Below are 25,715 nucleotides of genomic sequence, written 5' to 3'. Positions count from 1 at the left end.
CGTTGCAGCGCCCCCATGCACCTGTCCCTGCTCAAGACCAAGATCCATCGCGCCACCGTCACCCATTCCGAGCTGAACTACGAAGGCTCGATCGCCATCGATGACAACCTGCTGGCTGCCACCGGCATCCGCGAGTTCGAGCAGGTGCACATCTGGGACGTGACCAATGGTGCGCGTTTCTCGACCTATGCCATCCGCGCCGAAGCCGGCAGCGGCGTTGTCTCGCTCAACGGTGGCGCCGCGCGCCACGTGCAGGTCGGTGACATCATCATCATCGCCGCGTTCGCCAGCATGACCGAGCAGGAAGCTGACAGCTTCAGGCCGAAGCTGGTGTACGTTGATGGCAACAACCAGATCACCCACACCAACGACACGATCCCGACCCAGGCCGCATGACAACGAACAACGGATTCGACTCGCTGCATTCCCACGCCCAGCGCCTGAAGGGCGCAAGCATTCCCAGCCTGCTCGCCGCCGAACCCGGCCGTGTACAGGAGCTGGCGCTGCGGGTCGGTCCGTTGTACGTCAATTTCGCCCGGCAGAAATACGATGCCGCGGCGTTGCAGGCGCTGTTGGCGCTGGCTGCCGAGCGTGATGTCGGTGGTGCCATCACGCGCCTGTTCCGCGGCGAACAGGTCAACCTGACCGAAGGGCGCGCCGCGCTGCATACCGCGCTGCGCGGCGATGTGGTCGATGCGCCGGTGGCGGCCGAGGCCTATGCCACCGCGCGCGCGATCCGCCAGCGCATGGGCGTGCTGGTGCGCGCGCTGGAAGACAGTGGCGTGACCGATGTGGTCAGCGTCGGCATCGGTGGTTCCGACCTTGGCCCGCGCCTGGTCGCCGACGCGCTGCGTCCGGTCAGCGGTGCGCGCCTGCGCGTGCATTTCGTCTCGAACGTGGACGGCGCCGCCATGCAGCGCACGCTGGCCACGCTGGATCCGGCCAAGACCGCCGGCATCCTCATCTCCAAGACCTTCGGTACGCAGGAAACGCTGCTCAACGGCCAGATCCTGCACGACTGGCTGGGCGGCAGCGAGCGCCTGTATGCAGTCAGCGCCAATCCGGATCGCGCCGCCAAGGCCTTCGCGATCGCCGCCGATCGCGTACTGCCGATGTGGGACTGGGTGGGTGGCCGCTATTCGCTGTGGTCGGCGGTCGGTTTCCCGATCGCGTTGGCGATCGGCTTCGAGCGCTTTGAGCAGCTGCTGGAAGGCGCCGCACAGATGGATGCGCATGCGCTGGATGCACCGCTGGAGCGCAACCTGCCGGTGCTGCATGGCCTGACCGACATCTGGAACCGCAACCTGCTGGGCCATGCCACGCATGCGGTGATGACCTACGACCAGCGTCTGGCGCTGCTGCCGGCCTACCTGCAGCAGCTGGTGATGGAAAGCCTGGGCAAGCGCGTGCAGCGTGATGGTGCGCCGGTCACCACCGACACCGTGCCGGTGTGGTGGGGTGGGGCAGGCACCGATGTGCAGCACAGCTTCTTCCAGGCGCTGCACCAGGGCACCAGCGTCGTTCCGGCCGACTTCATCGGCTGTGTGCACAACGATGATCCCTACACGATCAATCACCAGGCCCTGCTGGCCAACCTGTTGGCACAGACCGAGGCGCTGGCCAATGGCCAGAGCAGCGACGATCCGCACCGTGATTACCCGGGCGGGCGGCCGAGCACGCTGATCCTGCTCGACGCGCTGACCCCGCAGGCACTGGGTGCGCTGATCGCCATGTACGAACACGCCGTGTACGTGCAGTCGGTGATCTGGAACATCAACGCGTTCGACCAGTTCGGTGTCGAGCTCGGCAAGCAACTGGCCAGTGGCCTGCTGCCGGCGCTGCAGGGCGAGGATGTGGCGGTTGCCGATCCGATGACCCGCGAGATCCTGGCGCAGCTGAAGCGCTGATGCTCTGGTAGTGCCGGCCGCTGGCCGGCATCCAGGTGATGCTTCAATCGTTCATGAGGTTGCCGGCCAGCGGCCGGCACTACCGCAGCAGATGGGTTGCCGGCCAGCGGCCGGCACTACCGCAGCGGATGGGTTGCCGGCCAGCGGCCGGCACTACCGCAGCAGATGGGTTGCCGGCCAGCGGCCGGCACTACCGCATCACCGGCTCGGGTCGCGCTCCGGGCTTGGCCGCTTGGCCAGTTTGCGCTGCAGCGAGCGCCGGTGCATGCCGAGCAGGCGCGCGGCCGCTGACACGTTGCCGCCGGTCTCGTGCATCGCCTGCTGGATGTGTTCCCACTGCAGGCGGCTGATCGGCGTCATCGCATCGGGCACTTCCATTTCGCCATCGTCGGCCGGGCCGTCGTCTTCCTCGCCGAGGGCGCGCAGGATCATCGGCACCGTGGCCGGCTTCGGCAGGTAATCATCCGCACCCAGCTTGATCGCCTCCACCGCGGTGGCGATGCTGGCGTAGCCGGTCACCAGCAGGATCCGCATGTCCGCGCGCAGCGCGCGCAGCGGCTGGATCAGTGCCAGGCCGGAATCGCTGCCCAGCTTCAGGTCGATCAGCGCGAACGCCGGTGGATGCTGCCGGGCCAGCGCCAGCGCACTGGCGGCATCCTGTGCGGTCTGCGTTTCAAGCCCCTTGCGGGCCAGGCTGCGTTGCAGGGTACGCAGGTACAGCTCGTCGTCGTCGACCAGCAGGCCCAGGGTGGAATGGTGAAGGCTCATGGGGTGTCCTCGCGTGGGGCCAGCGGCAGGCGGAAGCCGACGCGGCTGCCGGCCCCCTGGGCCGGGCGCATCCACATCTCGCCGTCGAGGCGTTCGATGGTGGCATGGGACAGGGCCAGGCCGACGCCCATGCCCTCGCTCTTGCTGCTGCCGAACAGCTTGCCCGGCAGCACGGCGGCACGGGCGTCGAAGCCATGGCCGTAGTCGCGGACTTCGCCGATCAGGTCGTCGCCTTCGATGCGCAGGTCCAGGTCCACGCGTGGCCGGCCGGCTTTCTCGCCGGCATCGGCGGCGTTGTTGAGCAGGACCATCAGCAGATGGCCTACGCCCGGGTCCAGCGGCAGCCGCAGCGGCGCATCATCGTTGCGGTGCAGGTCGATGGTCGGCCGCACCAGGCGCCATTGCTCCAGCACCTGCTGTGCGCTGGAATGGCTGCGGCCCGGTGCGTCGGCCGAGGCCGGAGCAGCCAGCGCCAGCACGCGCTCCCGGCACTGCACCAGCAGCTCGCGCAGGGTTTCCATGTCCTCGCGCACTTCCGGCTCTTCGCTGCGCTCGGCCACATCGTCGGCGAGCAGGGTCATGGTCGCCAGCGGCGTGTTCAGTTCATGCGCCACCGAGGCGGCATGGGTGGCCAGCGCGACGATGCCCTCGTTGCGGGCGAAGCGCTCGCGCAGTGCCGACAGTTCCAGTTCGCGCTCCCGCAGGGCCAGCGCCAGCCGGGTGGAGAAGGCCAGTACCACCGCGGCGGAGATCAGGAAGTTGGCGACCACGCCCCAGCGATTCAGGTCCTGCGCGCGGAAATAACCGTCCGGCAATGGCTGGCCGAAGATGCCGCTGGCGGCGTAGCCGAGCAGGCAGGCCAGTGCGACCGCCAATGCCCAGCGCAGGGGCAGGGCGAACGCGGCCAGCGCGATCAGGATCAGGAACAGCGAGCTGAACGGGTTGGCCATGCCGCCGCTCCAGCCGACCATCCAGGTCAGGATGATCACGTCCACCAGGATGTGGCCGAACGCGGTCAGCGGTGCGGTGTCAGCCGCGTCCGGACGCAACTGGGTATAGATGTTGAACAGGGCCAGCACCGCCACGCCGGCCCATAGCGGCAGCTGCGGCAACGGCAGGCCCAGCACCCAGGTGGCAACCAGGATGGTGGCGGCCTGGCCGCCTACGGCAAGCCAGCGCAGGCTGCACAGGGTACGGAGAAACGGGGCGTCGGGACCGGTCATTCACGCTCATCGTATGCGTTCACGGGCGGCTGTGCCTGCGACAATCGGCCGCAGCCGTGCCACCGGCTGAATGCGAGTCACCCGGAATGCGGGGGCGGGCGGTAGAATGCGCCCATGCACGACGCCGTCACCCGCCCGACTCCTCCCTCCGATGCCACCTCCTGGCCCCGCCGCCAGACCCATGCCGTGCAGATCGGCGGGGTCACCGTAGGCGGAGGCAAGCCGGTCGTGGTGCAGTCGATGACCAACACCGACACGTCCGACGTGGCCTCCAGCGTGAAGCAGGTGGCCGAGCTGTGGCGGGCCGGTTCGGAAATGGTGCGTTTGACCGTCAATACCGTGGAAGCCGCTGCGGCGATCCCGCGCATCGTCGACAAGCTGGCGATGATGGGCATCGACGTGCCGCTGATCGGTGATTTCCACTACAACGGCCACCAGCTGCTGACCGCCGAGCCGGCATGTGCCGAAGCGCTGGCCAAGTACCGCATCAATCCGGGCAACGTCGGCTTCGGCAAGAAGAAGGATCTGCAGTTCGCTCAGTTGATCGAGTTCGCGATCCGCTACAACAAGCCGGTGCGCATCGGTGCCAACTGGGGCTCGCTGGACCAGGCCCTGGCGGCGAAGTTGATGGACGAGAACAACCTGCGCGAGCAGCCCTGGGATGCCGGTCGCGTGCTGCGCGAGGCGCTGATCCGTTCGGCGCTGGATTCGGCCGAGCAGGCGGTGGAGCTCGGCCTGCCGCGCGATCGCATCGTGCTGTCGGCCAAGGTCAGTGGCGTGCAGGAGCTGATCGCGGTGTACCGCGACCTGGCCCAGCGCTCCGATTTTGCCCTGCACCTGGGCCTGACCGAGGCCGGTATCGGCAGCAAGGGCATCGTCGCCTCGTCGGCGGCGCTGGGCGTGCTGCTGCAGGAAGGCATCGGTGACACCATCCGCATCTCGCTGACCCCGGAACCGGGCCAGTCGCGCACGCAGGAAGTGATCGTCGCCCAGGAACTGCTGCAGACCACCGGCCAGCGTGCCTTCACGCCGCTGGTCACGGCTTGTCCGGGCTGCGGCCGCACCACCTCCGAGTTCTTCCAGGAACTGGCCAAGGTGGTGCAGAACCACGTGCGCGAGAAGATGCCGCTGTGGAAGATCCACCATCCGGGTGCGGAGAACATGACCCTGGCGGTGATGGGCTGCATCGTCAATGGGCCGGGTGAGTCGCGGCACGCCAACATCGGTATTTCCCTGCCGGGCACCGGTGAAACCCCGGCCGCGCCCGTGTTCGTCGATGGCGAGAAGAAGGTGACCCTGCGTGGCGAGAACATCGCCCAGGAGTTCGTCGCCCTGATCGACGATTACGTCGAACACAAATATGTCCGAAGCGCCGGATAAGCCTGCGATCCTCGCTGCGCCGGAGTCCGCCTCCGGTTTCCGCCACTGGATGGCGCACAATGCCTGGCGCCTGGTGCTGCTGTTCGGTGGCCTGCTGCTGCCGTTGGCGGGATTCGTCGCCCTGGCCGACGAAGTGCACGAGTTTGAATCGTTCCATTTCGATGCGCCGCTGCTGTGGCAGATGCATGGCCTGCACTCACCGCTGCTGGACCGTTTCTTCGTGCTCATTTCCAGGCTGGGCTACGAATGGTTCCTGATTCCCGCCGACGTGCTGATCATCGGCGTGCTGCTGGGCTACCGGCGTTGGCGTGAGGCCACGTTCGTGGCGGTCAGCTTCGTCGGCTCGGCGCTGCTGAACATGGGCAGCAAGCATTTCTTCCAGCGCCAGCGCCCCAGCCTGTGGGAATCGATCGCGCCGGAATCGACGTTCAGCTTTCCCAGCGGCCACGCGATGGGCTCGATGACCCTGGCCGTGACCCTGGTGCTGCTGGCCTGGAACACCCGCTGGCGCTGGCCGGTGCTGCTGCTGGCGCCCGCGTTCAGCCTGCTGGTCAGCGTCTCCCGGGTCTATCTGGGCGTGCATTACCCCTCCGATATCCTGGCCGGATGGTGTGCCGCGCTGGTTTGGGTGGTAGGGTGCTATCTGGTCATGTTCAGTCGCCGGCATCCTTGGCGACGTCAGGATTCGCCGCCAGCGACGGCCAGCGAAGCATCATCACAGGGGGATTGACGTGGATGGCCCCTCCGGGGCGTCTACGTAATAGATCAGTTGTTTCGTTGCAGCAGGTTCTGCAAGACAGGGGGCAAGCACAACGCGCGGTACTGTGATGCGCAAGGCAGAATGCCCGGGTCGCATCTCGAACGCGCTTGCAGGGGTATCGGCGCCCTGCCTAGCTTGACCTGCAATGGCCGCATTCGAAGAGGTACGTGAATGACGATTCGAGTCTACCTGGTGGATGACCACGCACTGGTCCGCACCGGGATGAAGATGATCCTGTCGGGGGAGACCGACATCGAGGTGGTGGGCGAAGCCGAGACCGGCGAAGATGCGCTGCGCGACGTCCGCCAGCTGCTGCCGGACGTGGTGCTGTGCGACCTGCACCTGCCCGGCGTGAGTGGCATGGAGGTGACCGAGCGCATCGTCCGCAGCCATCGCAACACCCGCGTGGTGATCGTGTCGGTGCTGGAAGACGGTCCGCTGCCGAAGCGCTTGCTGGAAGCCGGGGCTGCGGGCTACATCGGCAAGGGCTGCGATGCACAGGAGCTGCTGCGTGCGGTGCGCGATGTGGCCATGGGCCGTCGCTACCTGGGCACCAGCATCGCGCAGAACCTGGCCTTGTCGACCGTTGAAGGCAACGGCTCTCCATTCGACAGCCTGTCGCCGCGCGAGCTGGAAGTGGCGTTGCTGCTGACCCAGGGCCTGCGCCAGGAAGACATCGCGCGGCGCCTGAGCCTGAGTGCGAAGACGGTGAACACGCACAAGGCGCGGCTGTTCGAGAAGATGGGGATCCACGACAACATCGCGCTGGCGCGCATGGCCAGCCAGTACGGGCTGGTGGATCCGGCACGGCCGCTGTAAGGGATTCGGCCAACGGCTGAGCCCTCCGCAGGGCCACCGACAGGTTCCGTGCGCCGTCACTGCCGATAGAGGAAATGTAGAGCCGAGCCTATGCTCGGCTGCTTTCCGGCCTGCGGGCGCGGAGCCGAGCATGGGCTCGGCTCTACAGCTGTGTCGGGCTCAGTGGCCGCGTACGCGCTTGATGATCTTCGCGGCGTCGGCGGCGCTGGCGCGCACCTTGTCCCACTGACCGTCGGCGATCCAGCTGCCCGGCACCATCCACGAACCGCCGATGCAGACCACGTTCTTCTGCTCGAGGTACTCGGCGGCGGTGTTTTCGGTGATGCCGCCGGTCGGGCACAGCTTGAGGTCGGCAACCGGGCCGGCCAGACCCTTGATCATCGCCAGCCCCCCCACGGCGGTGGCAGGGAACAGCTTGCACACGCGGAAGCCGCGCGCATACAGCGACAGCAGTTCGGTCGGCGTGGCCGCACCCGGCACTACCGGCAGCGGTGCCGCCGCCAGCGCATCGGCCAGCGCCGGTGGCGTACCCGGGGTCACCAGGAAGTCCGCGCCCGCATCGATCGACTGCTGCATCTGCTCCACGGTCAGCACCGTGCCGGCGCCCACCACCACGTCCGGCAGCTCGCGCTTGAGCATCGCCAATGCTTCCATCGCCACTGGCGTACGCAGCGTCAACTCGATCGCCGGCAGGCCACCTTCCAGCAACGCCGCACTGACCGCACGCGCCTGGTCCAGCGTATGAATCGTCACCACCGGCAGGATGCCCGCCGCACGCAACAGCTCCGCCGCCTTCACCTGATGTTGTTCGATACCCATGCTTTTGCCCTTGCCTTTGCTCTTCTTGATTCAGTGGCCGCAGCGCAAATGACGCGCCGGGAATTGTCCAGGGCGCTCTACTGCCCAGGCCGGGAAGCCTGCCGCGGCTTTTCGCTTCAGGCGTCTTTTGCCTCATGCGGCGCCGCCGCCGCTGCGGCATCGTGCCCCAGCTCGTACTCCGCGTCGTATTCCCACGGCCCGCCATCGGCCGCCGCCGGCCCGCACGAAATCGAAATCGCGCCCTGATCAGCCGGCCCCACCACGCGTCGGTTGATCGCGAACAGGTTGCGGCCCAGGTCATGCGCGGCAGGCGCCGTGTTCGGGGCCAGCGGACGCGCGGCCCACTCGGCCGCGTCCACCAGCACTTCCAGCGTGCCGGCCTCACCATCGAGGCGGATCATGTCGCCCTCGCGGACCTTGGCCAGCGGACCACCGCGCGCCGCTTCCGGCGTCACATGGATCGCCGCCGGAATCTTGCCCGAGGCGCCGGACAGGCGGCCGTCGGTGACCAGTGCCACGCGCCGGCCCTGGTTCTGCAGCAGCCCCAGCAGCGGCGCGAGCGAATGCAGTTCCGGCATGCCGTTGGCACGCGGGCCCTGGTAACGCACCACCGCCACGAAGTGCTCGGGCAGCAGGCCGCCGGCATGCAGCTTGTTCAGCACCTGCGGCGCATCGACAACCACGGCCGGTGCTTCGATCGTGCGGTACTGCGGCTTCACCGCCGACAGCTTGATCAGCGACTTGCCCAGGTTGCCGCGCAGCAGGCGCAGGCCGCCCTGGTGCTCGAACGGGTTGTCGACGCCACGCACCACTTCGTCATCGGCGCTGTGTTGCAGGCCCGGCAGGTAGACCAGCTGGCCGTCGCGCAGCTGCGGCTCGCGCGCGTAGTCGGCCATGCCGCCGCGCGCCACGCTGACCAGGTCACCGTGCATCAGGCCCGCCCTGATCAGCTCGCCGAACACGAAGGCCGGTCCGCCAGCGGCCGCGAAGCGGTTCACGTCGGCCTCGCCGTTCGGATAGACGCGGGCCAGCAGCGGAATCAGCTGCGACAGTTCGTCGAAGTCGTCCCAGGTCAGCACGATGCCGGCGGCACGCGCCACTGCGATCCAGTGGATGGTGTGGTTGGTCGAACCGCCGGTGGCCATCAGCGCGATGACCGCGTTGATGATCGCGCGCTCATCGATGATCCGGCCCAGCGGACGGAAGTCGTCACCGAGCGCGGTGATGTCCAGTGCACGTTCGGTCGCTTCGCGGGTCAGCGCATCGCGCAGCGGCGTGCCCGGATTGACGAACGATGCGCCCGGCAGCTGCACGCCCATCGCTTCCAGCAGCACCTGATTGGAATTGGCGGTGCCGTAGAAGGTGCAGGTGCCGGCGCCGTGGTACGAGGCGGACTCGGCTTCCAGCAGCTCTTCGCGGGTGGCTTCGCCGGCGGCATAGCGCTCGCGCACTTCCGCCTTCTGCTTGTTGGGGATGCCCGGGGTCATCGGGCCGGCCGGCACGAACACCGCCGGCAGGTGGCCGAAGGCCAGCGCGCCGATCAGCAGGCCCGGCACGATCTTGTCGCACACGCCGAGGTAGACGGTGGTATCGAACATGTCATGGCTGAGGCCGATCGCAGTGGCCTGGGCGATCACATCGCGCGAGAACAGCGACAGTTCCATGCCGCCGCGGCCCTGGGTGACGCCGTCGCACATCGCCGGCACGCCGCCGGCCACCTGTGCGGTGGCACCCAGCTCGCGGGCGATCTCGCGGATCTGCTCGGGATAGGTCTCGAACGGCTGGTGCGCCGAGAGCATGTCGTTGTAGGCGGTGATGATGCCCAGGTTCGGCGTCACGCCGCCGCGCAGGCGGCTCTTGTCGGTACCGCCACAGGCGGCGAATCCATGGGCGAGGTTGCCGCAGCTCAGGCGGCTGCGGAACGGGCCTTCGCGCAGGGAGGCGTCGATCGCGGCCAGGTAGGCGGCACGCGAGGCGGCGCTGCGGCGGATGACACGCTCAGTGATGGCTTGCAGTTGCGGATGGAGGCTCATTGGCTACCGGCGTTCAAGGTGGCGAGAGGCAAGCGGCGGCGGGGCGCCGCCGCCGACATCAATCAGCCCAGTGGACGCGCAGGCGCGCGCCTTCCAGGTTGATCGCGTTGAGGATCGGATACTGCTGGGCGTCGTTGCTGTCCAACGCTTGGCGCAGCACCTGCAGCTTCTGCTTGCCGCGCAGCAGCAGCAGGCGCTGTCGGCACTGGCGCAGCCCATGCGGGGTCAGCGTGATGCGCAGCGGCCACTGGTTCGCACCCGGGCAGCCGGTGGCATCCAGCGCGGCATAGGGCAGGGTGCTTTCCAGTGCGCGGGCGAGGTCCTTCGAGCCCGGGAACAGCGAGGCGGTGTGGCCGTCGTTGCCCATGCCCAGTGCCACCAGGCTCGGCGGCTGGCTGTGCTGTGCCTGCAGGTTGGCGGTGTACACGCATTCGGGCAGGGGCTTGCCGATCCGCACCAGTGGATCGAAATGCGCACCCTCGGCGCGTTTCAGCAGGTGCTCGCGCACCAGCCAGGCATTGCTGTCGCGATCCTGCGGCGACAGCCAGCGCTCGTCGGCCAGGCTCACTTCCACCCGGTCCCAGTGCACGTCCAACTCGGCCAGCGCCTGGTAGACCGGCGCCGGTGTAGTGCCGCCAGACAGCAGGATGCGGGCGCGGCCCACTTCGTTGATGTCGTGGTTGAGGGTGTGCGCCATCTCGGCGGCAACGGCTTCGATCCAGCCATCGGCATCGCCATGGTTGATGAACTCGATGCGGTCGTCGTGGAAGGTGGTGGGGCTCATGCGGCAACTCCAGGTGTGTCACGTTCGGCGTCGGCGGCATAGGCGGCGGCGCCCAGCAGTCCGGCGTGGGGATGCATCACCGCCAACGAGGGCACGCGCGCCATGATGGAAGAGAACCGGCCCTTGTGCTCGAAGCGCTGGCGGAAACCGGAGTGCTGCAGCGAATCGAGCATCTTCGGGGTCAGCCCGCCGGTCAGGAACACGCCGTCCCAGGCGCCCTGGGTCAGCACCAGATCGCCAGCAATGGCGCCGAACACGGCGCAGAACACATCCACGGTGCGCATCGCCTGCGGATCGCCGTGCAGGGCGCGGGCGGTCACGTCCACCGGCTGCAGCTGGCCCGGATCGATGCCGGCCATCTCGCACACGGCGCGATGGATGTTGACCAGGCCGGGGCCGCAGATCAGGCGCTCGTTGGAGACGCGGCCGAACTGCTCGGACAGGATCTCCAGGATGCGGATCTCTTCCGGGGTTCCCGGCGGGAAGCTCACATGGCCGCCTTCGGTTTCCAGCGGATAGCAACGGCCGTGGCGCATGATCAGGCCGCCGACGCCGAGCCCGGTACCGGGCCCGATCACCGCGTAGTTGCGTGGCTGGCCGGGCTTGCCCGGTACCCAGGCAGCCCCGCCGACCTGGACCACGTCATCGGGCTGCAGCAGTGAAATCGCCATCGCCTGCGCGGCGAAGTCGTTGATCAGGTGCAGTTCGTCGAACCCGAGCATGGCAGCGGTGCGGCTGCGCGAGATCACCCACGGATGGTTGGTGATGCGTGCTTCGTCACCATCCACGCGACCGGCCACGGCGAACACGCCGCGGCTTGCCGTGGCGCCGATCTGTTCCAGATGGTGGCGCGCGGCATCACCCAGCGACGGGAACTCCGCCACCGCGTACTCGCGGATGCTGTCCTTCTGCAGCGGTGCGTCCAGCGAGGTGTCGGCCAGGGCGAAGCGCGCGTTGGTGCCACCGATGTCGGCGACCAGCACTGGCTGCGAGCTGGCACTCATGCCGACGCTCCGCTGTCGGGCGCGTCCAGGTCCTGCGGCAGGAACCCGCCCGCATTGCCCGGGCCCCATTGGCCGGCGGGGTAGGGCTCCAGCGGCAGCTTGGCGTCCTTCCAGGCGTCGGCGACGCTGTCGATCCAGGCCCAGGCCGCACGCACTTCGTCATCGCGCACGAACAGCGTGTGGTTGCCGTTGAAGGCATCCAGGAACAAGCGTTCGTAAGCGATACGGCGGTGCAGGCCGGTCGGCACCGACAGTTCCAGCTCCAGCGGATGCAGCTCCAGCGCGCCCCATTCCGGGCCTGCCAGGCTGCTCATCAGGCCCAGTTCGATGTTTTCCTGCGGCTGCAGCTGGAACACCAGGCGGTTCGGTGCGGCCTGCGCGCGCTGCGGGCGCTCGAACAGCCAGTGGGTGACCGGCTTCAGCGTGACCACCACGCGGGTGGTGCGCTCGGGCAGGCGCTTGCCGGTGACCAGGTGGAACGGCACGCCGCTCCAGCGCCAGTTGTCGATATGCGCGGTGACACCGGCGAAGGTTTCCACGTCGCTGCCTTCCGGCGGCTGGTAGGCCTGTGCCGGCTGGCCATTGATGGTGCCGGCGGTGTAGCGGCCACGGATGCTGTCACGCGCGGCGTGCCTGGCATCGAGCGGGCGCAGGGCGCGCAGCACCTTGACCTTCTCGTCGCGGATGCGATCGGCTTCCAGCGATGCCGGCGGTTCCATCGCCACCATGCACAGCAGCTGCAGGATGTGGCTCTGCACCATGTCGCGCAGCGCGCCGGAGCGGGCGTAATAGGCATCGCGGCCATCCACGCCTTCGCTTTCGGCCACCAGGATGTGCACCGATTCGATGTAGTTGCGGTTCCACACCGCTTCCAGCAGCGTGTTGCCGAAGCGCAGTGCGATCAGGTTCTGCACCGCGGCCTTGCCCAGGTAGTGGTCGAGGCGGAACACGCGGTCCTCGTCGATCCACTGGCCGATGGTGCTGATGATTTCCTCGGCGCTCTCGCTGTCGCTGCCGATCGGCTTTTCCAGCATCAGGCGTGCCGGCGCGGCGAGGGCGCCGCCCTTGGCCAGGCCTTCGCAGGTGGAGATGTACAGGCCCGGCGGGATGGCGAGGTAGCTGACGCACTTGCGGTGCACGAGGTCGGCGACCGCGGCGGCAACCGAGTCGACGTCGCGCAGGTCCACAGAGCGGTAGTCGATGCGACGCAGCAGGGCGCTGATGTCGTCCTGCGTGGCCATCGGCATGGCCTGCTGCAGGCGCGGCCGCAGGATGTCATGGAAGGCTTCGGTGTCATGCCCGGACAGGGCCAGCGCACGGATGCGGAAGTCCTCCGGCAGCAGGCCGTCGCCAAGCAGGCGAAGCAGCGAAGGGAACAGGTAGCGCTGGGCCAGATCACCTGTGGCACCGAACAGGAAGAGGGTGTCGTGCATCGCTCGAGTTTCAGATCCGGGTGACATCGTTGTCAATCGCTTCATGGCTGGGTTCGGGGGACATCCGCGCAACTGCCTGTCCGAGGTTCGTCAGGGGCGTTCTCCGGGGGGGCGGAAGACCGTTCCATTCGAAACCACTGCCTCGGCGGAACCTTCGTTCAACCGCCGACGCAGATCGGTGCGCACCGATCATCGGATAGTGCCACGTGAAAACGTTTACATGGCAGAATGGGCAACTGTATTCGATTGCAGTGCTCGCCGTCATGCGGCAAGCGCGCAATCATCACTGCCATCGGGAGGGCCGAGGCAGTCCCAAAAGACAGCCCGGCTTCGGGCGGACCGGATAGGTGATATGGCAAAAGTGCAGTTGCAGGGTGTGCGCAAGGTCTATGACAACGGCCAGGTCGCGGTGAAGGACGCCAGCTTCGAGGTCGCCGATGGCGAGCTGATGGTGCTGGTCGGCCCGTCCGGCTGTGGCAAGTCGACCCTGCTGCGGATGGTGGCTGGCCTGGAGGAGATCAGCGGCGGCACGCTGACCATCGGTGATCGCGTGGTCAACGACGTGGCGCCGAAGGATCGCGACATCGCGATGGTGTTCCAGAGTTATGCGCTGTACCCGCACATGACCGTGGCCGAGAACCTGGCCTTTGGCCTGAAGCTGCGCGGTCACGACAAGGCGACCATCGACAAGCGCATCGCCGAGGCGGCGCAGACGCTGGGCCTGACCGAGATGATGGACAAGCTGCCCAAGGCGATGTCCGGTGGCCAGCGCCAGCGTGTCGCGCTGGGCCGTGCGCTGGTGCGCGAGCCGGCGGTGTTCCTGCTCGACGAACCGCTGTCCAACCTGGATGCCAAGCTGCGCCACAGCGTGCGTACCGAGATCGCGCAGCTGCACCGCAAGCTGGGCACCACCATGATCTACGTGACGCACGATCAGGTGGAAGCGATGACCCTCGGCCAGCGCATCGTGGTGCTGAAGGACGGCATCATCCAGCAGATCGATACGCCGATGGCGCTGTACGACCGCCCGGCCAACCTGTTCGTGGCGGGCTTCCTCGGCAGCCCGGCGATGAACGTGCTGCGCGGCACGCTGCAGGGCGATGCCGGTGGCGTGACCGTGGTCGATGGTGAGTGGCGTGCACCGCTGGGCCAGGCCACCATCGATCCGGCCTGGCTGCAGAAGCCGATCGCGGTGGGCGTGCGTCCGGAGCACCTGCAGCCGGCGGCCGCCGACGATGCGCATGCGTTCGTCGCACGCATTGAAGGCATCGAACCGGTCGGTAACGAGATCTTCGTCAACCTGAGCAGTGGCCAGCACGCGCTGACCATGCGCGTGGCGCCGCAGGCGCTGCCCGAGGTGGGCGAGCAGATCCGCGTGGCGATCCACCCGCAGGGCCTGCATTTCTTCAATCCGGAAACCGGCGCGCGCCTGTAAGGGGTAGTGCCGGCCGCTGGCCGGCAACCTCAACCCTGCATGGTTGCCGGCCAGCGGCCGGCACTACCATTCCTGCACCCACCCGTGCAGGTCCCCGCCTGCTTCAGCGGGCCAGGCCATCCAGCAACGGCACGCGCTGCGCAATGGCATCGCCCACCTGCAGGTCAGCGTCGCTGGCCTCCAGTGGCAGTACCGCCAGTGCCAGGTCGCCGGCCACGCTGGCAATCGTGCCCAGCCCCGCGCCATCCTGCTGCACGCCATCGCCGGCCTGTGCCGGTGCTGCGGTATGCAGCAACTGCACCGCACGCTTGGCCTTGCCGAGGAAGTGGGTGCGGGCGACGATTTCCTGGCCGGGATAGCAGCCCTTCTTCACGCTGTAGCCGTTCAGGCGGTCCAGGCCCAGCTGTTGGGGGGTCCACACTTCGCGCTGGCCTTCTTCCAGCCGCGGCAGGCCGTAGCGCAGGTCGGCCTGGCGCCAGGCCAGGGCGAAAGCGGCCTCATCGGCTTCATTGCCGGCAGCGAACGCGTCGGCGCTGCCAACGCGCAGGGTGCGCGGCAGGGCATCGCTGCCCAGGTCCAGCTCCCAGCCGTCGCCTGCGGTCTGCGCAATCGCCCCGCCGCTGGCGGCCTCGGGCGCGGTGAACGCGCCAGCCGCCGCCAGATCGCTGCGCACCTGCACCTTCACCTTGCGGCGGAACACGAAGCGCTGCAGTTGCGACGCAATCGCATCGGCATCGCCGTCAGCCAGCACCAGCATCACGTGGTCGTCGGCCAGCCGAAGCAGCTGGAACACCGCCAGGGTACGGCCCTTGGCGCTCAGCCAGGCACTCCACTGCCAGTGCTGCAGGGGCAGGGCGGTGACATCGCTGCTGAACTGGGCGTGGGCAAAGACAGCCGCATCCGGGCCCTGCAGGCTCAGCAGCTGGTGGCCGGGCAGGCGCGGATATCCGACGAAAGCAGGGGGCAGGTTGTCAGGCACGTGAACGAGGTCTAAAATTTGTGCGTTGCGAGACCGAACATGATAGGCCAAACAACCCCCACTCCCGACGACGAATCTGAAGCCCCGCTGGTCCCCGCGGCACCCGTGCCCGTGGAACAGGAAAAAGCGGAAGAATTCGGCGGCCGCGGCGGACTTGATCCGGTGCGGTATGGCGATTGGGAGAAAAACGGACGCTGCATCGATTTCTGATCAGCATTGAGCCAACGCGGCCGTGTGCCGCCCAGCCGAGACAACGAGCCCAGCGAATGGCGACCAGACAACGCCCACTTTCCCCGCACCTTCAGGTGTATCGCTGGCAGATTCAGATGGCCACCTCGATCCTGCATCGAGCCACTGGCGTCTTTCTGTCTGTTGGTGCCCTCATCATCGCCGCCGGCCTGCTGGCCCTGATGATGGGGCCCGAGTCCTGGAACTGCTTCACCGGCCATGCCGGGGCCTGGTATGGCCGCGTGTTCCTGTTCGCGTGGACATGGTCGTTCGCCTATCACCTGTGCAATGGCATCCGCCACGTCGTGCAGGACTTCGCCATCGGCTTCAGCATCCCCGCCTTCATCCGCAGCAGCTGGCTGTCGGTCATCGGCAGCCTGGTGATCACCCTGCTGGTGTGGGCCTATGTGATGTTCGGAGGTGCCGCGTGAGCAAGTTCCGTACCCCGTTGAAGAACGTGCGCGGCCTTGGCTCGGCCAAGACCGGCACCGAGCACTTCGTGCACCAGCGCCTGACCGCCGCCGCACTGGTGGTGCTGGGCATCTGGTTCCTGGTCTTCGTGCTGGGCCTGCTGGGCTCGGACTACGCCACCGCCGCCGCCGCCGTGGCCAAGCCGTGGAACGCGGTGCCGCTGATCGGCCTGCTGATCGCCATGTTCTGGCACGCGCAGCTCGGCATGCAGGTCGTGCTGGAAGACTACATCCACGAATCGCTGCTGGCCCTGGTGCTGCAGACCGCGGTGAAGTTCGTCGCCGTGCTCGGCATGATCGTCAGTGTGTTTGCGGTGGGCCGCATCGCCCTCGGCGTTGCCTGAGCCCAGGCACCTACACAGGAATCCAGATTAGATGTCCGCTTACAAGATCACCGAACACAAGTACGACATGGTCGTGGTCGGCGCCGGCGGTGCCGGCCTGCGCGCCACGTTCGGCCTGGCCGCCAAGGGCCTGCAGACCGTGTGCCTGACCAAGGTCTTCCCGACCCGTTCTCACACCGTTGCCGCCCAGGGCGGTATCTCGGCGGCGCTCGGCAACATGGGCGAGGACGACTGGCGCTACCACTTCTTCGACACCATCAAGGGGTCGGACTGGCTGGGCGACCAGGACGCCATCGAGTACATGTGCCGTGAGGCCATCCCGGCCATCATCGAGCTCGAACATTACGGCGTGCCGTTCTCGCGCACCGCCGAAGGCAAGATCTACCAGCGTCCGTTCGGTGGCATGACCACCAAGTATGGCGAAGGCCCGGCGGCGCAGCGTACCTGCGCGGCGGCCGACCGTACCGGCCACGCGATGCTGCACACGCTGTACCAGCAGTCGCTGAAGCACGACGCGCGCTTCATGATCGAGTACTTCGCGCTCGACCTGATCTTCGACGAGGAAGGCGCCTGCCGCGGCGTGCTGGCCCTGGACATGTCCGACGGCACCCTGCACCTGTTCCGCGCCCAGGGCGTGGTGCTGGCCACCGGCGGCTACGGCCGTGCCTACTTCAGCGCCACCTCGGCGCACACCTGCACCGGCGACGGTGGCGGCCTGGCCATGCGTGCCGGCATCGCCATGCAGGACATGGAGTTCGTGCAGTTCCACCCGACCGGCATCTACGGCGCCGGCTGCCTGATCACCGAGGGTGTCCGCGGTGAAGGTGGCATCCTGCGCAACAGCAGCGGCGAGCGCTTCATGGAGCGCTACGCGCCGCACTACAAGGACCTGGCCTCGCGCGACGTGGTCAGCCGTTCGATGACCATCGAGATCCGCGAAGGCCGCGGCGTCGGCGAGCACAAGGACCACATCCTGCTCGACCTGACCCACCTCGGCCCGGGCGTGATCGACGAGAAGCTGCCGGGCATCGCCGAGAGCGCCCGCATCTTCGCCGGCGTCGACGTGCACAAGCAGCCGATTCCGGTCATCCCGACCGTGCACTACAACATGGGCGGCATTCCGACCAATTACCACGGCGAAGTGGTGCAGAAGGTCGGCGACAACGACAATGCCGTGGTGCCGGGCCTGTACGCCATCGGCGAAGCGGCCTGCGTGTCCGTGCACGGCGCCAACCGCCTGGGCTCGAACTCGCTGCTGGACCTGGTGGTGTTCGGCCGTGCCGTGGCCAACCGCTGTGCCGAGACCATCAAGCCGGGCGCTGCGCACAAGCCGCTGCCGGCCGATGCCTGCGACAAGGCGCTGGGCCTGCTGGACAAGCTGCGCCACGCCAACGGCGATACCCCGACCTCGGTCATCCGCGATCGCATGCAGCGCACCATGCAGGCCGACGCGGCGGTCTTCCGCACCAGCCAGACGCTGAAGGAAGGCTGCGAGAAGATGGACAAGATCTTCGACTCGTTCCAGGACGTGAAGGTCTCCGACCGTTCGCTGGTGTGGAACTCGGACCTGATCGAGACCTACGAGCTGAACAACCTGCTGCTCAATGCGGTGGCGACGATCAACTCGGCCGAACAGCGCAAGGAAAGCCGCGGCGCGCATGCGCACGAGGACTTCCCGGACCGCGACGACGTCAACTGGCAGAAGCACACCCTGGTCAGCGTCGACGAGAAGGGCAAGTGCAGCTTCGACTACCGTCCGGTGCACATGTACACGTTGACCGACGACGTGTCCGTGGTGCCGCCGAAGCCGCGCGTGTACTGATCCGACCCCGCCTACCATGCAATCCGCGCCCACGGGCGCGGGCCGCCTGAGCCAACGAGAGCAGCCATGGCCGAGTTTTCACTCCCCAAGAATTCCAAGATCACGAAGGGCAAGCATTTCCCCGTCAAGAACGGCGGCAAGAATGTGCGCACCTTCAAGATCTACCGCTGGAGTCCGGACGACGACAGCAACCCGCGCACCGATACCTATGAAGTCGATCTGGACGCCTGTGGCCCGATGGTCCTGGACGCCCTGATCAAGATCAAGAACGAGATCGACCCGACCCTGACCTTCCGCCGCTCGTGCCGCGAAGGTATCTGTGGTTCGTGCGCCATGAACATCGACGGCACCAACACCCTGGCCTGCACCCGAGCCATCTCGGACTGCGGCAAGAAGGAAGTGCCGATCTACCCGCTGCCGCACATGAACGTGGTCAAGGACCTGGTTCCGGACCTGACCCACTTCTACGCGCAGTACGCGTCGATCAAGCCGTGGATCCGCACCCAGACCCCGGCACCTCCGGACCGCGAGCGCCTGCAGTCGCCGGAAGACCGCAAGAAGCTGGACGGCCTGTACGAGTGCATCCTGTGCGCCTGCTGCTCGACCAGCTGCCCGAGCTACTGGTGGAACGGCGAGCGTTACCTGGGCCCGGCGATCCTGCTGCAGGCCTACCGCTGGATCATCGACTCGCGCGATGAGGACACCGGTGCGCGCCTGGACGATCTGGAAGATCCGTTCAAGCTGTACCGCTGCCACACCATCATGAACTGTGCCCGGACCTGCCCGAAGGGCCTGAACCCGGCACTGGCGATCGCCGAGATCAAGAAGCTGATGATGGAACGCCGCGCCTGATACACGGCGCAGGGTAGTTGCATGACCCCAGTAGAGCCACGCCATGCGTGGCTTTGCTGTATCTGGAGAAACACGATGGAAGAAGACGTTCTGCTGAAGAAGCTGCGCTGGCGCTGTCGCCGCGGCATGCGTGAGCTGGACCAGCTGTTCGGCCGCTACCTGGACCACGAGTGGAGCACTGCGCCGACCGAAGAGCGCGAGGTTTTCCTGTTCCTGCTCGACTGCGAGGACGATAAGTTGTGGCGCTGGTTCATGGGCTACGAGGCCTGCCCGCATGCGCACGCGATCCCCCTCATGCAGAAGATCCTCGCCCTCAAGCCTTGAGTGGCGCGCCTCGCGGCTGCAGGCCGCCGCCCAGTTGGCGGTGCTGCTGGCTGCGCCGTGGCTGCTGCGCGCATCGGATCTGCCTTCACGGCTGCTGATGCCCGCAGTGGTGCTGGCCTGGTGCACGGGCCTGGCCGAACTGGCCTGGCGCCAGCGCAGGCCGCGCGTGCAGGTGCTTCTGCCTCCGCTTCCCGAGCCGATTCGGGTGGCCGGGCAGGACGTCGAGGCACCCCGGCTGGTGGTGCGCGGGCCGTGGCTGCTGTTGCGTTGGCATCAGGACCAGCGCCGCCGGTGCCTGCTGTTCTGGCCGGATGTGCTCGATTCCGGGCAGCGACGTGAACTGCGACTGGCCGTGGCCGCACGCGCCGTTTCCCGTCAGCCCCGGACGATGGCACCATAAGCTGAATTGACCGGCGTGCCTGCATGTTCAAACCCATTCCCGTGGCCATTGGCCTGCGCTACCTGCGCGCCAAGCGCCGCAACGGCTTCATCTCCTTCATCTCGATGGCATCGATCCTGGGCATCGCGCTCGGCGTTACGGTGCTGATCACCACGTTGGCGGTGATGAGCGGATTCCAGAAGGAAATCCGCAGCCGCCTGCTGCAGATGACCGCGCACACCACCATCAGCCGCGACGGCGAGCCGATGCCGGACTGGATGCGCGTGGTCGACGTAGCCCGCAAGGATCCGCGCGTGGCCGGTGCCGCGCCGTACATCGAGATCCAGTCGATGATCAGCGGCCCGCGCGTGCAGGGTGCGATCATCCAGGGCATCGATCCGGCGCTGGAGCCGAAGGTATCGGTGATCGACAAGAAGGTCACCAAGGGCAGCTATGCCAGCCTGACGCCGGGCAGCTTCAACCTGCTGCTGGGCAAGGAACTGGCGATCTGGCTCGGCGTCGACGTCGGTGACCAGGTGCTGGTGACCTTCGCCGAAGTGCAGGGCACGCCTGCCGGTGCCGTGCCGCGGATGAAACGCTTCACCGTCAGCGGCATCTTCGAGGCCGGCTACAACGAGGTCGACCGGGGCGTCGGCTTCGCCAACATGCAGGACCTGGAGCGCGTGCTGCGCAGCGACGGCGCCACCGGCGTGCGGCTGAAACTGCACGACATGGACCGCTCGCTGGAAGTGGGCGTGGACCTGGCGCAGAGCCTGGGTGGTGCGTACCGGGTAAGTGACTGGACCCAGCAGAACGCCAACCTCTACCACTCGCTGCGCATGGAGAAGGTGGTGATGGGCATCCTGCTGTCGCTGATCATCGCCATGGGTGCGTTCAACCTGGTGTCCTCGCAGGTGATGCTGGTGACCGACAAGCAGGCCGACATCGCCATCCTGCGCACCCTCGGCCTGACCCCGGGCGGGGTGATGCAGGTGTTCATGGTGCAGGGTTCGCTGATCGGCATCTTCGGCACGCTGGCCGGCCTGATCGGCGGCATCACCCTGACCCTCAACCTGGAACGCATCCTCGGTGCCATCGAGAGCGTGTTCAACGTCAAGCTGCTGCCGGAGGATGTGTACTACATCACCGGCCTGCCGACCGACATGCAGACCGGCGACGTGGTGGCGATCACCGTGGTCGCGCTGCTGATGAGCTTCCTGGCCACCCTGTATCCCGCCTGGCGGGCAGCACGCACCCAGCCGGCGGAGGCCCTGCGTTATGAATAAGGTCTTCAACCGCGGCGATGAAGTGATCCGCGCCGAAGCACTGGGCAAGACCTATGCCGAAGGGCGCATGCAGACCCCGGTGTTCGATGGACTGGACCTGACCGTGACCGCCGGCGAAACCGTGGCGATCATCGGTGCCTCCGGTGCCGGCAAGAGCACGCTGCTGCACCTGCTGGGCGGGTTGGATATTCCGACCGCAGGCGAGGTCTACGTGACCGGCCAGCGCATGTCCGCGCTGTCGGACACCGCGCGTGGCCTGCTGCGCAACCAGGCGCTGGGCTTCGTCTACCAGTTCCACCACCTGTTGCCTGAGTTCACCGCGCTGGAAAACGTGATGATGCCGGTGCTGCTGGCCGGCACCGCCGTGGCCGAAGCGAGCAGCCGGGCCACCACGCTGCTGGAAGCGGTCGGCCTCGGCCATCGCCTGGACCACAAGCCCGGCGAGCTGTCCGGCGGCGAACGCCAACGTGCCGCGGTGGCACGTGCGCTGGTCAATCATCCGGCCTGCGTGCTCGGTGACGAGCCGACCGGCAACCTGGATGACCGCACCGCGGGCACCGTGTTCGAGCTGATGCTGGAACTCAACCGCGCGCGTCATACCAGCCTGGTGCTGGTTACCCACGACCGCAGCCTGGCGCGGCGCCTGGACCGGGTGCTGGAGCTGCGCGAAGGGCGCCTGCACGCACTGGCCCACGCCGACGTCTGAGCGGCCGGCAACGGCCGCCTCCCGGCGCCTGAACGGGTTTACCTGCCCTCGCGCCGGTCGCACATCGGCCGGCGCATGATCGCAGCAGGTTCCCCGAGGAGATCGCCATGAAGACCCCGATCCTGATCGCCGGACTCTGCCTGGCGCTGGCCGCCTGCGCGACCACCGGCCGGCTCAGCAGTACCGAGAAACTGGATCTGTACCGCGCCCACGCCGGCGCGCCGCAGAACGACATGCAGTTCTTCGGCAGCCTCAATGGCTGGACCGAACTGGGTGACAGCGCGCTGGCGGTGTGGACCCGGCCGAGCGAGGCTTACCTGCTGGAACTGAGTGGTCCGTGCCCGGACCTGTCGTACGCCACCGCCATCGGGTTGACCAGCAGCATGGGCCGCGTGTCATCGCGTTTCGACAAGGTGCTGGTGCGCGACCCGACCGGTGGCCCGCGCATGCCGTGCTTCATCAACAGCATCCGCAAGCTGGACGTGAAGGCACTGCGTGCCTCCGAGCAGGAGCTGCGCCAGGCGCAGGTGCAGGAGCGCGAGGAAAATACGAAATAGCGCGGTAGTGCCGGCCGCTGGCCGGCAACCTGGCATCTGCGCGATGCCGGCCAGCGGCCGGCACTACCTTTGGGTCAGGCTTCCGGGGTGAAGCCGGCAGGCTTTTCCGCGTCCTTCTCGAACAGGAACTTGACCAGTTCGCCCTCAAGGAATGCGCGATGCTCCGGGGTGCGCGGCGACAGGCGGTTTTCGTTGATCAGCATGGTCTGGTGCGCGAGCCACGCGGCCCAGGCCTGCTTGCCGATGTTGTTGAAGATGCGCTGGCCCAGTTCGCCGGGGTAGGGCACGAAGTCCAGGCCCTCGGCATCGCGTTGTTCGTACTGGCAGAAGACGGTTCGGGACATGGCACTCACTCGTGGTTGCGGGGTTTCTTGGAATTTCGTTTCGGCGCCTTGGTCGTGGCGCCGTCGAGCAGCTTGCGGATCGGCGCTGGCAGGCCCAGCGCGGGCAGCTCGTCGTTGGCGACCCAGCGCAGCGTGGGTTCTTCCACGCGCAGGCCGTGCACCTGCCGCGACAGTACCTGCAGGTACAGCTTGTAATGGCTGAAGGTGTGCTGCAGCACGGGCAGCTCCTCGGCGTCTTCCAGCGAACCTTCGACGTGCGCGTCGAACCAGTCCTGCAGTTCGCTGCCGGCCTCGGCCTGCGGCAGCGTCCACAACTGTGCCCAGATGCCGGTGTCCGGCCGCTTCTGCAGCAGCACGCGCTGCTGGGCGTCGCGCAGCAGCAGGGCCACGGCTTCGCGCTCGGGCAGGGTCCTGCTGGGCTTGGGCGTGGGCAGTTCGGCGGTGCGGCCTTCGCGGCGCGCCACGCACGCGTACTGCAGCGGGCAGATCACGCAGGCTGGCTTGGCGCGGCTGCACACCGTCGCACCCAGGTCCATCTGCGCCTGGGTGTAATCAGCCATTCGCCCGGCCGGCACCTGCGCCACGTGCGCCTCGGCAATCGACCACAACTGTTTCTCGATGGCCGGCAGGCCGGGAAAGCCGTCGATGCCGTGGTAACGGCTGAGCACGCGCTTGACGTTACCATCGAGGATCGCGAACGGATCGTTCCAGGCCTGGCTGAGGATCGCACCTGCGGTGCTGCGGCCGATGCCGGGCAGGGCATGCAATGCATCGAAATCGCGCGGCAGGTCGCCGTCGTGCAGTTCCACGCAGCGCTTCGCGGCGGCATGCAGGTTGCGTGCGCGGGCGTAGTAGCCGAGCCCGGCCCACTGCGCCATCACCGCGTCATTGCTGGCGGCGGCGAGGTCGGGCAGCGTCGGGAAATGCTGCAGGAACCGCTGGAAGTACGGGATGACCGTGGCTACCTGGGTCTGCTGCAGCATGATTTCCGACAGCCAGACCCGATAGGGGCTGCGTGGGTGCTGCCAGGGCAGGTCGTGGCGACCATGGTCGTCGAACCAGTGCAGCAGGCGGGCGACGAAACCGTCCCGTTCTGCAGTTTCGGCGCTGGCGTGCGGCTGGCGGGGCATTGGAGTTCCAGAGAGGCAGCCACCCGTGGGGTGGCTCTACCAGGCTGCGGTAGAGCCACGCCATGCGTGGCTGCGCGGTGTATCAGGCGCCCAGCGCTTCGGGCAGCAGGGCGTCGACGAACGCTTCCGGATCGAACACGCGCAGGTCTTCCGGGCGCTCGCCGATACCGGCAAAGCGGATCGGGATGCCGAACTCGCGGGCCAGCGCGAACACCACGCCGCCCTTGGCAGTGCCGTCCAGCTTGGTCACCACCAGGCCGGTCACGTTCACTGCGGCATTGAACTGGCGCAACTGCGACAGCGCGTTCTGGCCGGTGGTGCCGTCGATCACCATCAGCACTTCGTGCGGGGCGGTGGGGTCGATCTTGCCGAGCACGCGGCGGATCTTGCCCAGCTCGTTCATCAGGCCGGACTGGGTGTGCAGGCGGCCGGCGGTATCGGCGATCAGCACCGAGGTGCCGCGGGCCTTGCCGGCCTGCAGCGCGTCGAATGCCACCGAAGCGGCATCGGCGTTCTGCCCCTGCGCGACCACGGCTACGCCGTTGCGCTCGCCCCAGGCCTGCAACTGGGCCACGGCGGCGGCGCGGAAGGTATCGCCGGCAGCCAGCATCAGGCTGTGGCCGTCGTCCTTGAAGCGCTTGGCCAGCTTGCCGATGGTGGTGGTCTTGCCGACGCCGTTGACGCCGACGGTGAGCACCACGAAGGGCTTGGCGTTGCGATCGATCACCAGCGGCTTGGCCACCGGCTGCAGGATCGCGATCAGCTCGGCGCGCAACGCGGCCAGCAGCGCATTGGCGTCGGCGAACTCGCGCGACTTCATGCGCTTGCGCAGGCCCTCGACCAGATCGGTGGTGGCGCCCACGCCGACGTCGGCGGTGATCAGTGCGGTTTCCAGTTCGTCCAGCAGATCGTCGTCGAGCTTGGGGTTGCGCGAGAACAGTCCACCGAAGCTGCGCGCGATGACGCTGTTGCGCAGGCGTTCGCGCCAGCCGGGCTTGCCGGCAGGCGCCGGAACGGCATCGATCGAGGCGGCGGCAGGCAGGTCGTCGGTGACCGGTGCCGGGGTGGGCTGAGGCAGTGGTGCGGGTGCCGGTTCGATGGCCGGGGCCGCCACCGGGGCGACGTCGATCCGGGCGGCCGATTGCGGAGCGCTCGGAGCGGGAACGACCGGAGCCGGAACCACCGGAGCCGGAACCACCGGGGTGGGCTCGAAAGCGACCGGAACGACGGCTGCCGGCGGCGGCTCGGCCGGCGCAGGCGCGGCCGGTACGGCTACCGGTGCTGGCTCTTTGTCCTCGACCGGCGCGGCCGACGGGAACGCCGCCGCCAGCTCTTCAGCCGAGTAGTGCTGGGTCTTGGGTGCCTCCGCTGCGGGGGCATCCTGGGGCTTCTTGCGGCGGAAAAAACTGAGCATTGGCAAAAGGCGCTGAAATCAGGGGGATATGCTACCACTCGGGCCTGTCGGGCCGATGTGGACTCAAGGTCGCGGCCCGCCGGCCGTTAACCGGTCCGGAGGGCTGCGTCGTGCGGCCCGGAGACCGCCATGGACAACGTGATGGGAATTGCCCTCGGCGGGATGCGTGCGTCCCAGCAGGGCGTGCAGGTGGCTGCGCACAACGTGGCCAACCTGGCGACCCCGGATGCCCAGCGCCTGCAGCTGCAGCGCAGTGCTGCCGGGCAGGGTGGGGTGCAGGCCGCGGTGATTCCCGTCGGCGCCGATGCCGGCGCGCCGCTGGGTGACCTGCTGGCCGCGAAAGCCGAGGTGGTGGCCTTCGCCGCCAATGCCGCGGTGATCCGCCGCCAGGACCAGATGCTGGGTTCGCTGCTGGATCGCGACGCCTGAACCCCTTCGGCAGGCGCCAACCGCCGCCCCTGGTGGGTGCCAACCTTGGTTGGCACTCTCCACCCGCGCCGGTAGGTGCCAACCTT

General features: G+C 67.5%; 28 protein-coding genes. 17 read left to right on the top strand and 11 right to left on the bottom strand.

Features of this window, described 5'->3' with window-relative positions; all coding sequences use genetic code 11:
- The first annotated feature begins 15 nt into the window (after positions 1 to 15).
- Positions 16 to 396: an aspartate 1-decarboxylase gene (gene panD, locus ACUVWL_RS09395; RefSeq protein WP_014646751.1), complete on the top strand. Its 381-nt coding sequence runs from the start codon at positions 16 to 18 to the stop codon at positions 394 to 396.
- Entirely contained in the window at positions 393 to 1,907 is a 1,515-nt protein-coding gene (gene pgi, locus ACUVWL_RS09390) for a glucose-6-phosphate isomerase (RefSeq protein WP_049442316.1), read from the top strand. Before panD ends, pgi begins: the two co-directional genes overlap by 4 nt.
- Positions 1,908 to 2,105: 198 nt before the next feature.
- Here pgi and ACUVWL_RS09385 read toward each other — a convergent pair whose 3' ends face one another.
- Positions 2,106 to 2,675, bottom strand: a complete 570-nt coding sequence (locus ACUVWL_RS09385; RefSeq protein ID WP_012510702.1) for a response regulator transcription factor — start codon at positions 2,673 to 2,675, stop codon at positions 2,106 to 2,108.
- Positions 2,672 to 3,898, bottom strand: a complete 1,227-nt coding sequence (locus tag ACUVWL_RS09380; RefSeq protein ID WP_032960817.1) for an ATP-binding protein — start codon at positions 3,896 to 3,898, stop codon at positions 2,672 to 2,674. The genes ACUVWL_RS09385 and ACUVWL_RS09380 overlap by 4 nt, the downstream gene beginning before the upstream one ends.
- Before the next feature lie 114 nt (positions 3,899 to 4,012).
- Between ACUVWL_RS09380 and ispG the strand changes: the two genes are divergently transcribed.
- The 3 genes from ispG (at position 4,013) to ACUVWL_RS09365 (ending at position 6,857) form a co-directional block, all read left to right on the top strand.
- Positions 4,013 to 5,278, top strand: coding sequence for a flavodoxin-dependent (E)-4-hydroxy-3-methylbut-2-enyl-diphosphate synthase (gene ispG, locus ACUVWL_RS09375; RefSeq protein ID WP_041863307.1), 1,266 nt, complete (start codon positions 4,013 to 4,015; stop codon positions 5,276 to 5,278).
- Complete coding sequence (locus ACUVWL_RS09370) at positions 5,259 to 6,008, top strand: phosphatase PAP2 family protein (protein ID WP_445979116.1); 750 nt, start codon at positions 5,259 to 5,261, stop codon at positions 6,006 to 6,008. Before ispG ends, ACUVWL_RS09370 begins: the two co-directional genes overlap by 20 nt.
- A 201-nt stretch (positions 6,009 to 6,209) precedes the next feature.
- Positions 6,210 to 6,857, top strand: coding sequence for a response regulator (locus tag ACUVWL_RS09365; RefSeq protein WP_005416124.1), 648 nt, complete (start codon positions 6,210 to 6,212; stop codon positions 6,855 to 6,857).
- 159 nt (positions 6,858 to 7,016) lie between these two features.
- Here ACUVWL_RS09365 and ACUVWL_RS09360 read toward each other — a convergent pair whose 3' ends face one another.
- From ACUVWL_RS09360 to zwf, 5 genes are all read right to left on the bottom strand, one after another.
- On the bottom strand, positions 7,017 to 7,676 hold the full coding sequence (locus ACUVWL_RS09360; protein WP_014646757.1) for a bifunctional 4-hydroxy-2-oxoglutarate aldolase/2-dehydro-3-deoxy-phosphogluconate aldolase: 660 nt from the start codon (positions 7,674 to 7,676) through the stop codon (positions 7,017 to 7,019).
- A 116-nt stretch (positions 7,677 to 7,792) separates the two neighbouring features.
- A complete protein-coding gene (edd, locus tag ACUVWL_RS09355) occupies positions 7,793 to 9,709 on the bottom strand; it encodes a phosphogluconate dehydratase (RefSeq protein ID WP_032958604.1) in 1,917 nt (638 codons plus the stop codon).
- 58 nt (positions 9,710 to 9,767) lie between these two features.
- Positions 9,768 to 10,493: a 6-phosphogluconolactonase gene (gene pgl, locus ACUVWL_RS09350; RefSeq protein WP_014646759.1), complete on the bottom strand. Its 726-nt coding sequence runs from the start codon at positions 10,491 to 10,493 to the stop codon at positions 9,768 to 9,770.
- On the bottom strand, positions 10,490 to 11,497 hold the full coding sequence (gene glk / locus ACUVWL_RS09345) for a glucokinase (RefSeq protein ID WP_445979115.1): 1,008 nt from the start codon (positions 11,495 to 11,497) through the stop codon (positions 10,490 to 10,492). Before glk ends, pgl begins: the two co-directional genes overlap by 4 nt.
- Positions 11,494 to 12,930, bottom strand: coding sequence for a glucose-6-phosphate dehydrogenase (zwf, locus tag ACUVWL_RS09340; protein WP_014646761.1), 1,437 nt, complete (start codon positions 12,928 to 12,930; stop codon positions 11,494 to 11,496). Before zwf ends, glk begins: the two co-directional genes overlap by 4 nt.
- 352 nt (positions 12,931 to 13,282) lie before the next feature.
- On the opposite strand from zwf, the gene ACUVWL_RS09335 reads away from it, so the two are divergent.
- A complete protein-coding gene (locus ACUVWL_RS09335; RefSeq protein WP_197561835.1) occupies positions 13,283 to 14,365 on the top strand; it encodes a sn-glycerol-3-phosphate ABC transporter ATP-binding protein UgpC in 1,083 nt (360 codons plus the stop codon).
- Positions 14,366 to 14,468: 103 nt separating this feature from the next.
- Here the strand turns inward: ACUVWL_RS09335 and ygfZ are convergent, their stop codons facing one another.
- The gene (gene ygfZ, locus ACUVWL_RS09330) at positions 14,469 to 15,344 is read right to left on the bottom strand and encodes a CAF17-like 4Fe-4S cluster assembly/insertion protein YgfZ (RefSeq protein WP_241886685.1); all 876 of its coding nucleotides are present in this window, start codon (positions 15,342 to 15,344) and stop codon (positions 14,469 to 14,471) included.
- Between the two features lie 39 nt (positions 15,345 to 15,383).
- On the opposite strand from ygfZ, the gene ACUVWL_RS09325 reads away from it, so the two are divergent.
- From ACUVWL_RS09325 to ACUVWL_RS09280, 10 genes are all read left to right on the top strand, one after another.
- Positions 15,384 to 15,554, top strand: coding sequence for a DUF1674 domain-containing protein (locus ACUVWL_RS09325; RefSeq protein ID WP_005409075.1), 171 nt, complete (start codon positions 15,384 to 15,386; stop codon positions 15,552 to 15,554).
- A gap of 56 nt (positions 15,555 to 15,610) precedes the next feature.
- A complete protein-coding gene (gene sdhC / locus ACUVWL_RS09320; RefSeq protein ID WP_024958620.1) occupies positions 15,611 to 16,003 on the top strand; it encodes a succinate dehydrogenase, cytochrome b556 subunit in 393 nt (130 codons plus the stop codon).
- On the top strand, positions 16,000 to 16,386 hold the full coding sequence (gene sdhD, locus ACUVWL_RS09315; protein ID WP_005409077.1) for a succinate dehydrogenase, hydrophobic membrane anchor protein: 387 nt from the start codon (positions 16,000 to 16,002) through the stop codon (positions 16,384 to 16,386). The genes sdhC and sdhD overlap by 4 nt, the downstream gene beginning before the upstream one ends.
- Before the next feature lie 31 nt (positions 16,387 to 16,417).
- Positions 16,418 to 18,208 carry a succinate dehydrogenase flavoprotein subunit gene (gene sdhA / locus ACUVWL_RS09310; RefSeq protein WP_014646765.1) on the top strand — a complete coding sequence of 597 codons (1,791 nt, stop codon included), beginning with the start codon at positions 16,418 to 16,420 and terminating at the stop codon, positions 18,206 to 18,208.
- 66 nt (positions 18,209 to 18,274) lie between these two features.
- Positions 18,275 to 19,060, top strand: coding sequence for a succinate dehydrogenase iron-sulfur subunit (locus ACUVWL_RS09305; protein WP_005409079.1), 786 nt, complete (start codon positions 18,275 to 18,277; stop codon positions 19,058 to 19,060).
- Between the two features lie 75 nt (positions 19,061 to 19,135).
- A complete protein-coding gene (locus ACUVWL_RS09300) occupies positions 19,136 to 19,384 on the top strand; it encodes an FAD assembly factor SdhE (protein WP_005409080.1) in 249 nt (82 codons plus the stop codon).
- On the top strand, positions 19,335 to 19,784 hold the full coding sequence (locus ACUVWL_RS09295) for a hypothetical protein (protein ID WP_445979114.1): 450 nt from the start codon (positions 19,335 to 19,337) through the stop codon (positions 19,782 to 19,784). The genes ACUVWL_RS09300 and ACUVWL_RS09295 overlap by 50 nt, the downstream gene beginning before the upstream one ends.
- A 23-nt stretch (positions 19,785 to 19,807) precedes the next feature.
- A complete protein-coding gene (locus tag ACUVWL_RS09290) occupies positions 19,808 to 21,049 on the top strand; it encodes a lipoprotein-releasing ABC transporter permease subunit (protein WP_032958619.1) in 1,242 nt (413 codons plus the stop codon).
- Complete coding sequence (lolD, locus tag ACUVWL_RS09285) at positions 21,042 to 21,755, top strand: lipoprotein-releasing ABC transporter ATP-binding protein LolD (RefSeq protein WP_014036806.1); 714 nt, start codon at positions 21,042 to 21,044, stop codon at positions 21,753 to 21,755. Before ACUVWL_RS09290 ends, lolD begins: the two co-directional genes overlap by 8 nt.
- A gap of 107 nt (positions 21,756 to 21,862) precedes the next feature.
- Positions 21,863 to 22,312, top strand: coding sequence for a DUF6491 family protein (locus ACUVWL_RS09280; RefSeq protein ID WP_032958624.1), 450 nt, complete (start codon positions 21,863 to 21,865; stop codon positions 22,310 to 22,312).
- A gap of 74 nt (positions 22,313 to 22,386) precedes the next feature.
- On the opposite strand, the gene ACUVWL_RS09275 is transcribed toward ACUVWL_RS09280, so the two are convergent.
- The 3 genes from ACUVWL_RS09275 to ftsY form a co-directional block, all read right to left on the bottom strand.
- On the bottom strand, positions 22,387 to 22,656 hold the full coding sequence (locus ACUVWL_RS09275) for an oxidative damage protection protein (RefSeq protein ID WP_004153160.1): 270 nt from the start codon (positions 22,654 to 22,656) through the stop codon (positions 22,387 to 22,389).
- 5 nt (positions 22,657 to 22,661) lie between these two features.
- Positions 22,662 to 23,786, bottom strand: a complete 1,125-nt coding sequence (gene mutY / locus ACUVWL_RS09270) for an A/G-specific adenine glycosylase (protein WP_142234579.1) — start codon at positions 23,784 to 23,786, stop codon at positions 22,662 to 22,664.
- An 82-nt stretch (positions 23,787 to 23,868) separates the two neighbouring features.
- Positions 23,869 to 25,200 (bottom strand): signal recognition particle-docking protein FtsY, encoded by a 1,332-nt coding sequence (ftsY, locus tag ACUVWL_RS09265; protein WP_046429948.1) that lies wholly within the window; start codon positions 25,198 to 25,200, stop codon positions 23,869 to 23,871.
- A gap of 129 nt (positions 25,201 to 25,329) precedes the next feature.
- Between ftsY and ACUVWL_RS09260 the strand changes: the two genes are divergently transcribed.
- Positions 25,330 to 25,629, top strand: coding sequence for a hypothetical protein (locus ACUVWL_RS09260; RefSeq protein WP_014646771.1), 300 nt, complete (start codon positions 25,330 to 25,332; stop codon positions 25,627 to 25,629).
- Positions 25,630 to 25,715: the final 86 nt, after the last annotated feature.

This window comes from Stenotrophomonas muris (assembly GCF_052751275.1).
This window is presented reverse-complemented; position numbering and strand designations above follow the sequence as displayed.

Coding starts and splice junctions, on each gene's coding strand:
- ACUVWL_RS09300 (WP_005409080.1), top strand. CDS start 19,136: ATGGAAGAAGACGTTCTGCTGAAGAAGCTGCGCTGGCGCTGTCGCCGC.
- ACUVWL_RS09370 (WP_445979116.1), top strand. CDS start 5,259: ATGTCCGAAGCGCCGGATAAGCCTGCGATCCTCGCTGCGCCGGAGTCC.
- ACUVWL_RS09275 (WP_004153160.1), bottom strand. CDS start 22,656: ATGTCCCGAACCGTCTTCTGCCAGTACGAACAACGCGATGCCGAGGGC.
- ACUVWL_RS09260 (WP_014646771.1), top strand. CDS start 25,330: ATGGACAACGTGATGGGAATTGCCCTCGGCGGGATGCGTGCGTCCCAG.
- zwf (WP_014646761.1), bottom strand. CDS start 12,930: ATGCACGACACCCTCTTCCTGTTCGGTGCCACAGGTGATCTGGCCCAG.
- pgl (WP_014646759.1), bottom strand. CDS start 10,493: ATGAGCCCCACCACCTTCCACGACGACCGCATCGAGTTCATCAACCAT.
- glk (WP_445979115.1), bottom strand. CDS start 11,497: ATGAGTGCCAGCTCGCAGCCAGTGCTGGTCGCCGACATCGGTGGCACC.
- ACUVWL_RS09295 (WP_445979114.1), top strand. CDS start 19,335: ATGCGCACGCGATCCCCCTCATGCAGAAGATCCTCGCCCTCAAGCCTT.
- mutY (WP_142234579.1), bottom strand. CDS start 23,786: ATGCCCCGCCAGCCGCACGCCAGCGCCGAAACTGCAGAACGGGACGGT.
- ACUVWL_RS09380 (WP_032960817.1), bottom strand. CDS start 3,898: ATGACCGGTCCCGACGCCCCGTTTCTCCGTACCCTGTGCAGCCTGCGC.
- lolD (WP_014036806.1), top strand. CDS start 21,042: ATGAATAAGGTCTTCAACCGCGGCGATGAAGTGATCCGCGCCGAAGCA.
- ACUVWL_RS09305 (WP_005409079.1), top strand. CDS start 18,275: ATGGCCGAGTTTTCACTCCCCAAGAATTCCAAGATCACGAAGGGCAAG.
- panD (WP_014646751.1), top strand. CDS start 16: ATGCACCTGTCCCTGCTCAAGACCAAGATCCATCGCGCCACCGTCACC.
- ACUVWL_RS09360 (WP_014646757.1), bottom strand. CDS start 7,676: ATGGGTATCGAACAACATCAGGTGAAGGCGGCGGAGCTGTTGCGTGCG.
- ACUVWL_RS09335 (WP_197561835.1), top strand. CDS start 13,283: ATGGCAAAAGTGCAGTTGCAGGGTGTGCGCAAGGTCTATGACAACGGC.
- ACUVWL_RS09290 (WP_032958619.1), top strand. CDS start 19,808: ATGTTCAAACCCATTCCCGTGGCCATTGGCCTGCGCTACCTGCGCGCC.
- ACUVWL_RS09365 (WP_005416124.1), top strand. CDS start 6,210: ATGACGATTCGAGTCTACCTGGTGGATGACCACGCACTGGTCCGCACC.
- ACUVWL_RS09280 (WP_032958624.1), top strand. CDS start 21,863: ATGAAGACCCCGATCCTGATCGCCGGACTCTGCCTGGCGCTGGCCGCC.
- ispG (WP_041863307.1), top strand. CDS start 4,013: ATGCACGACGCCGTCACCCGCCCGACTCCTCCCTCCGATGCCACCTCC.
- sdhC (WP_024958620.1), top strand. CDS start 15,611: ATGGCGACCAGACAACGCCCACTTTCCCCGCACCTTCAGGTGTATCGC.
- sdhA (WP_014646765.1), top strand. CDS start 16,418: ATGTCCGCTTACAAGATCACCGAACACAAGTACGACATGGTCGTGGTC.
- ftsY (WP_046429948.1), bottom strand. CDS start 25,200: ATGCTCAGTTTTTTCCGCCGCAAGAAGCCCCAGGATGCCCCCGCAGCG.
- pgi (WP_049442316.1), top strand. CDS start 393: ATGACAACGAACAACGGATTCGACTCGCTGCATTCCCACGCCCAGCGC.
- ACUVWL_RS09325 (WP_005409075.1), top strand. CDS start 15,384: ATGATAGGCCAAACAACCCCCACTCCCGACGACGAATCTGAAGCCCCG.
- ACUVWL_RS09385 (WP_012510702.1), bottom strand. CDS start 2,675: ATGAGCCTTCACCATTCCACCCTGGGCCTGCTGGTCGACGACGACGAG.
- edd (WP_032958604.1), bottom strand. CDS start 9,709: ATGAGCCTCCATCCGCAACTGCAAGCCATCACTGAGCGTGTCATCCGC.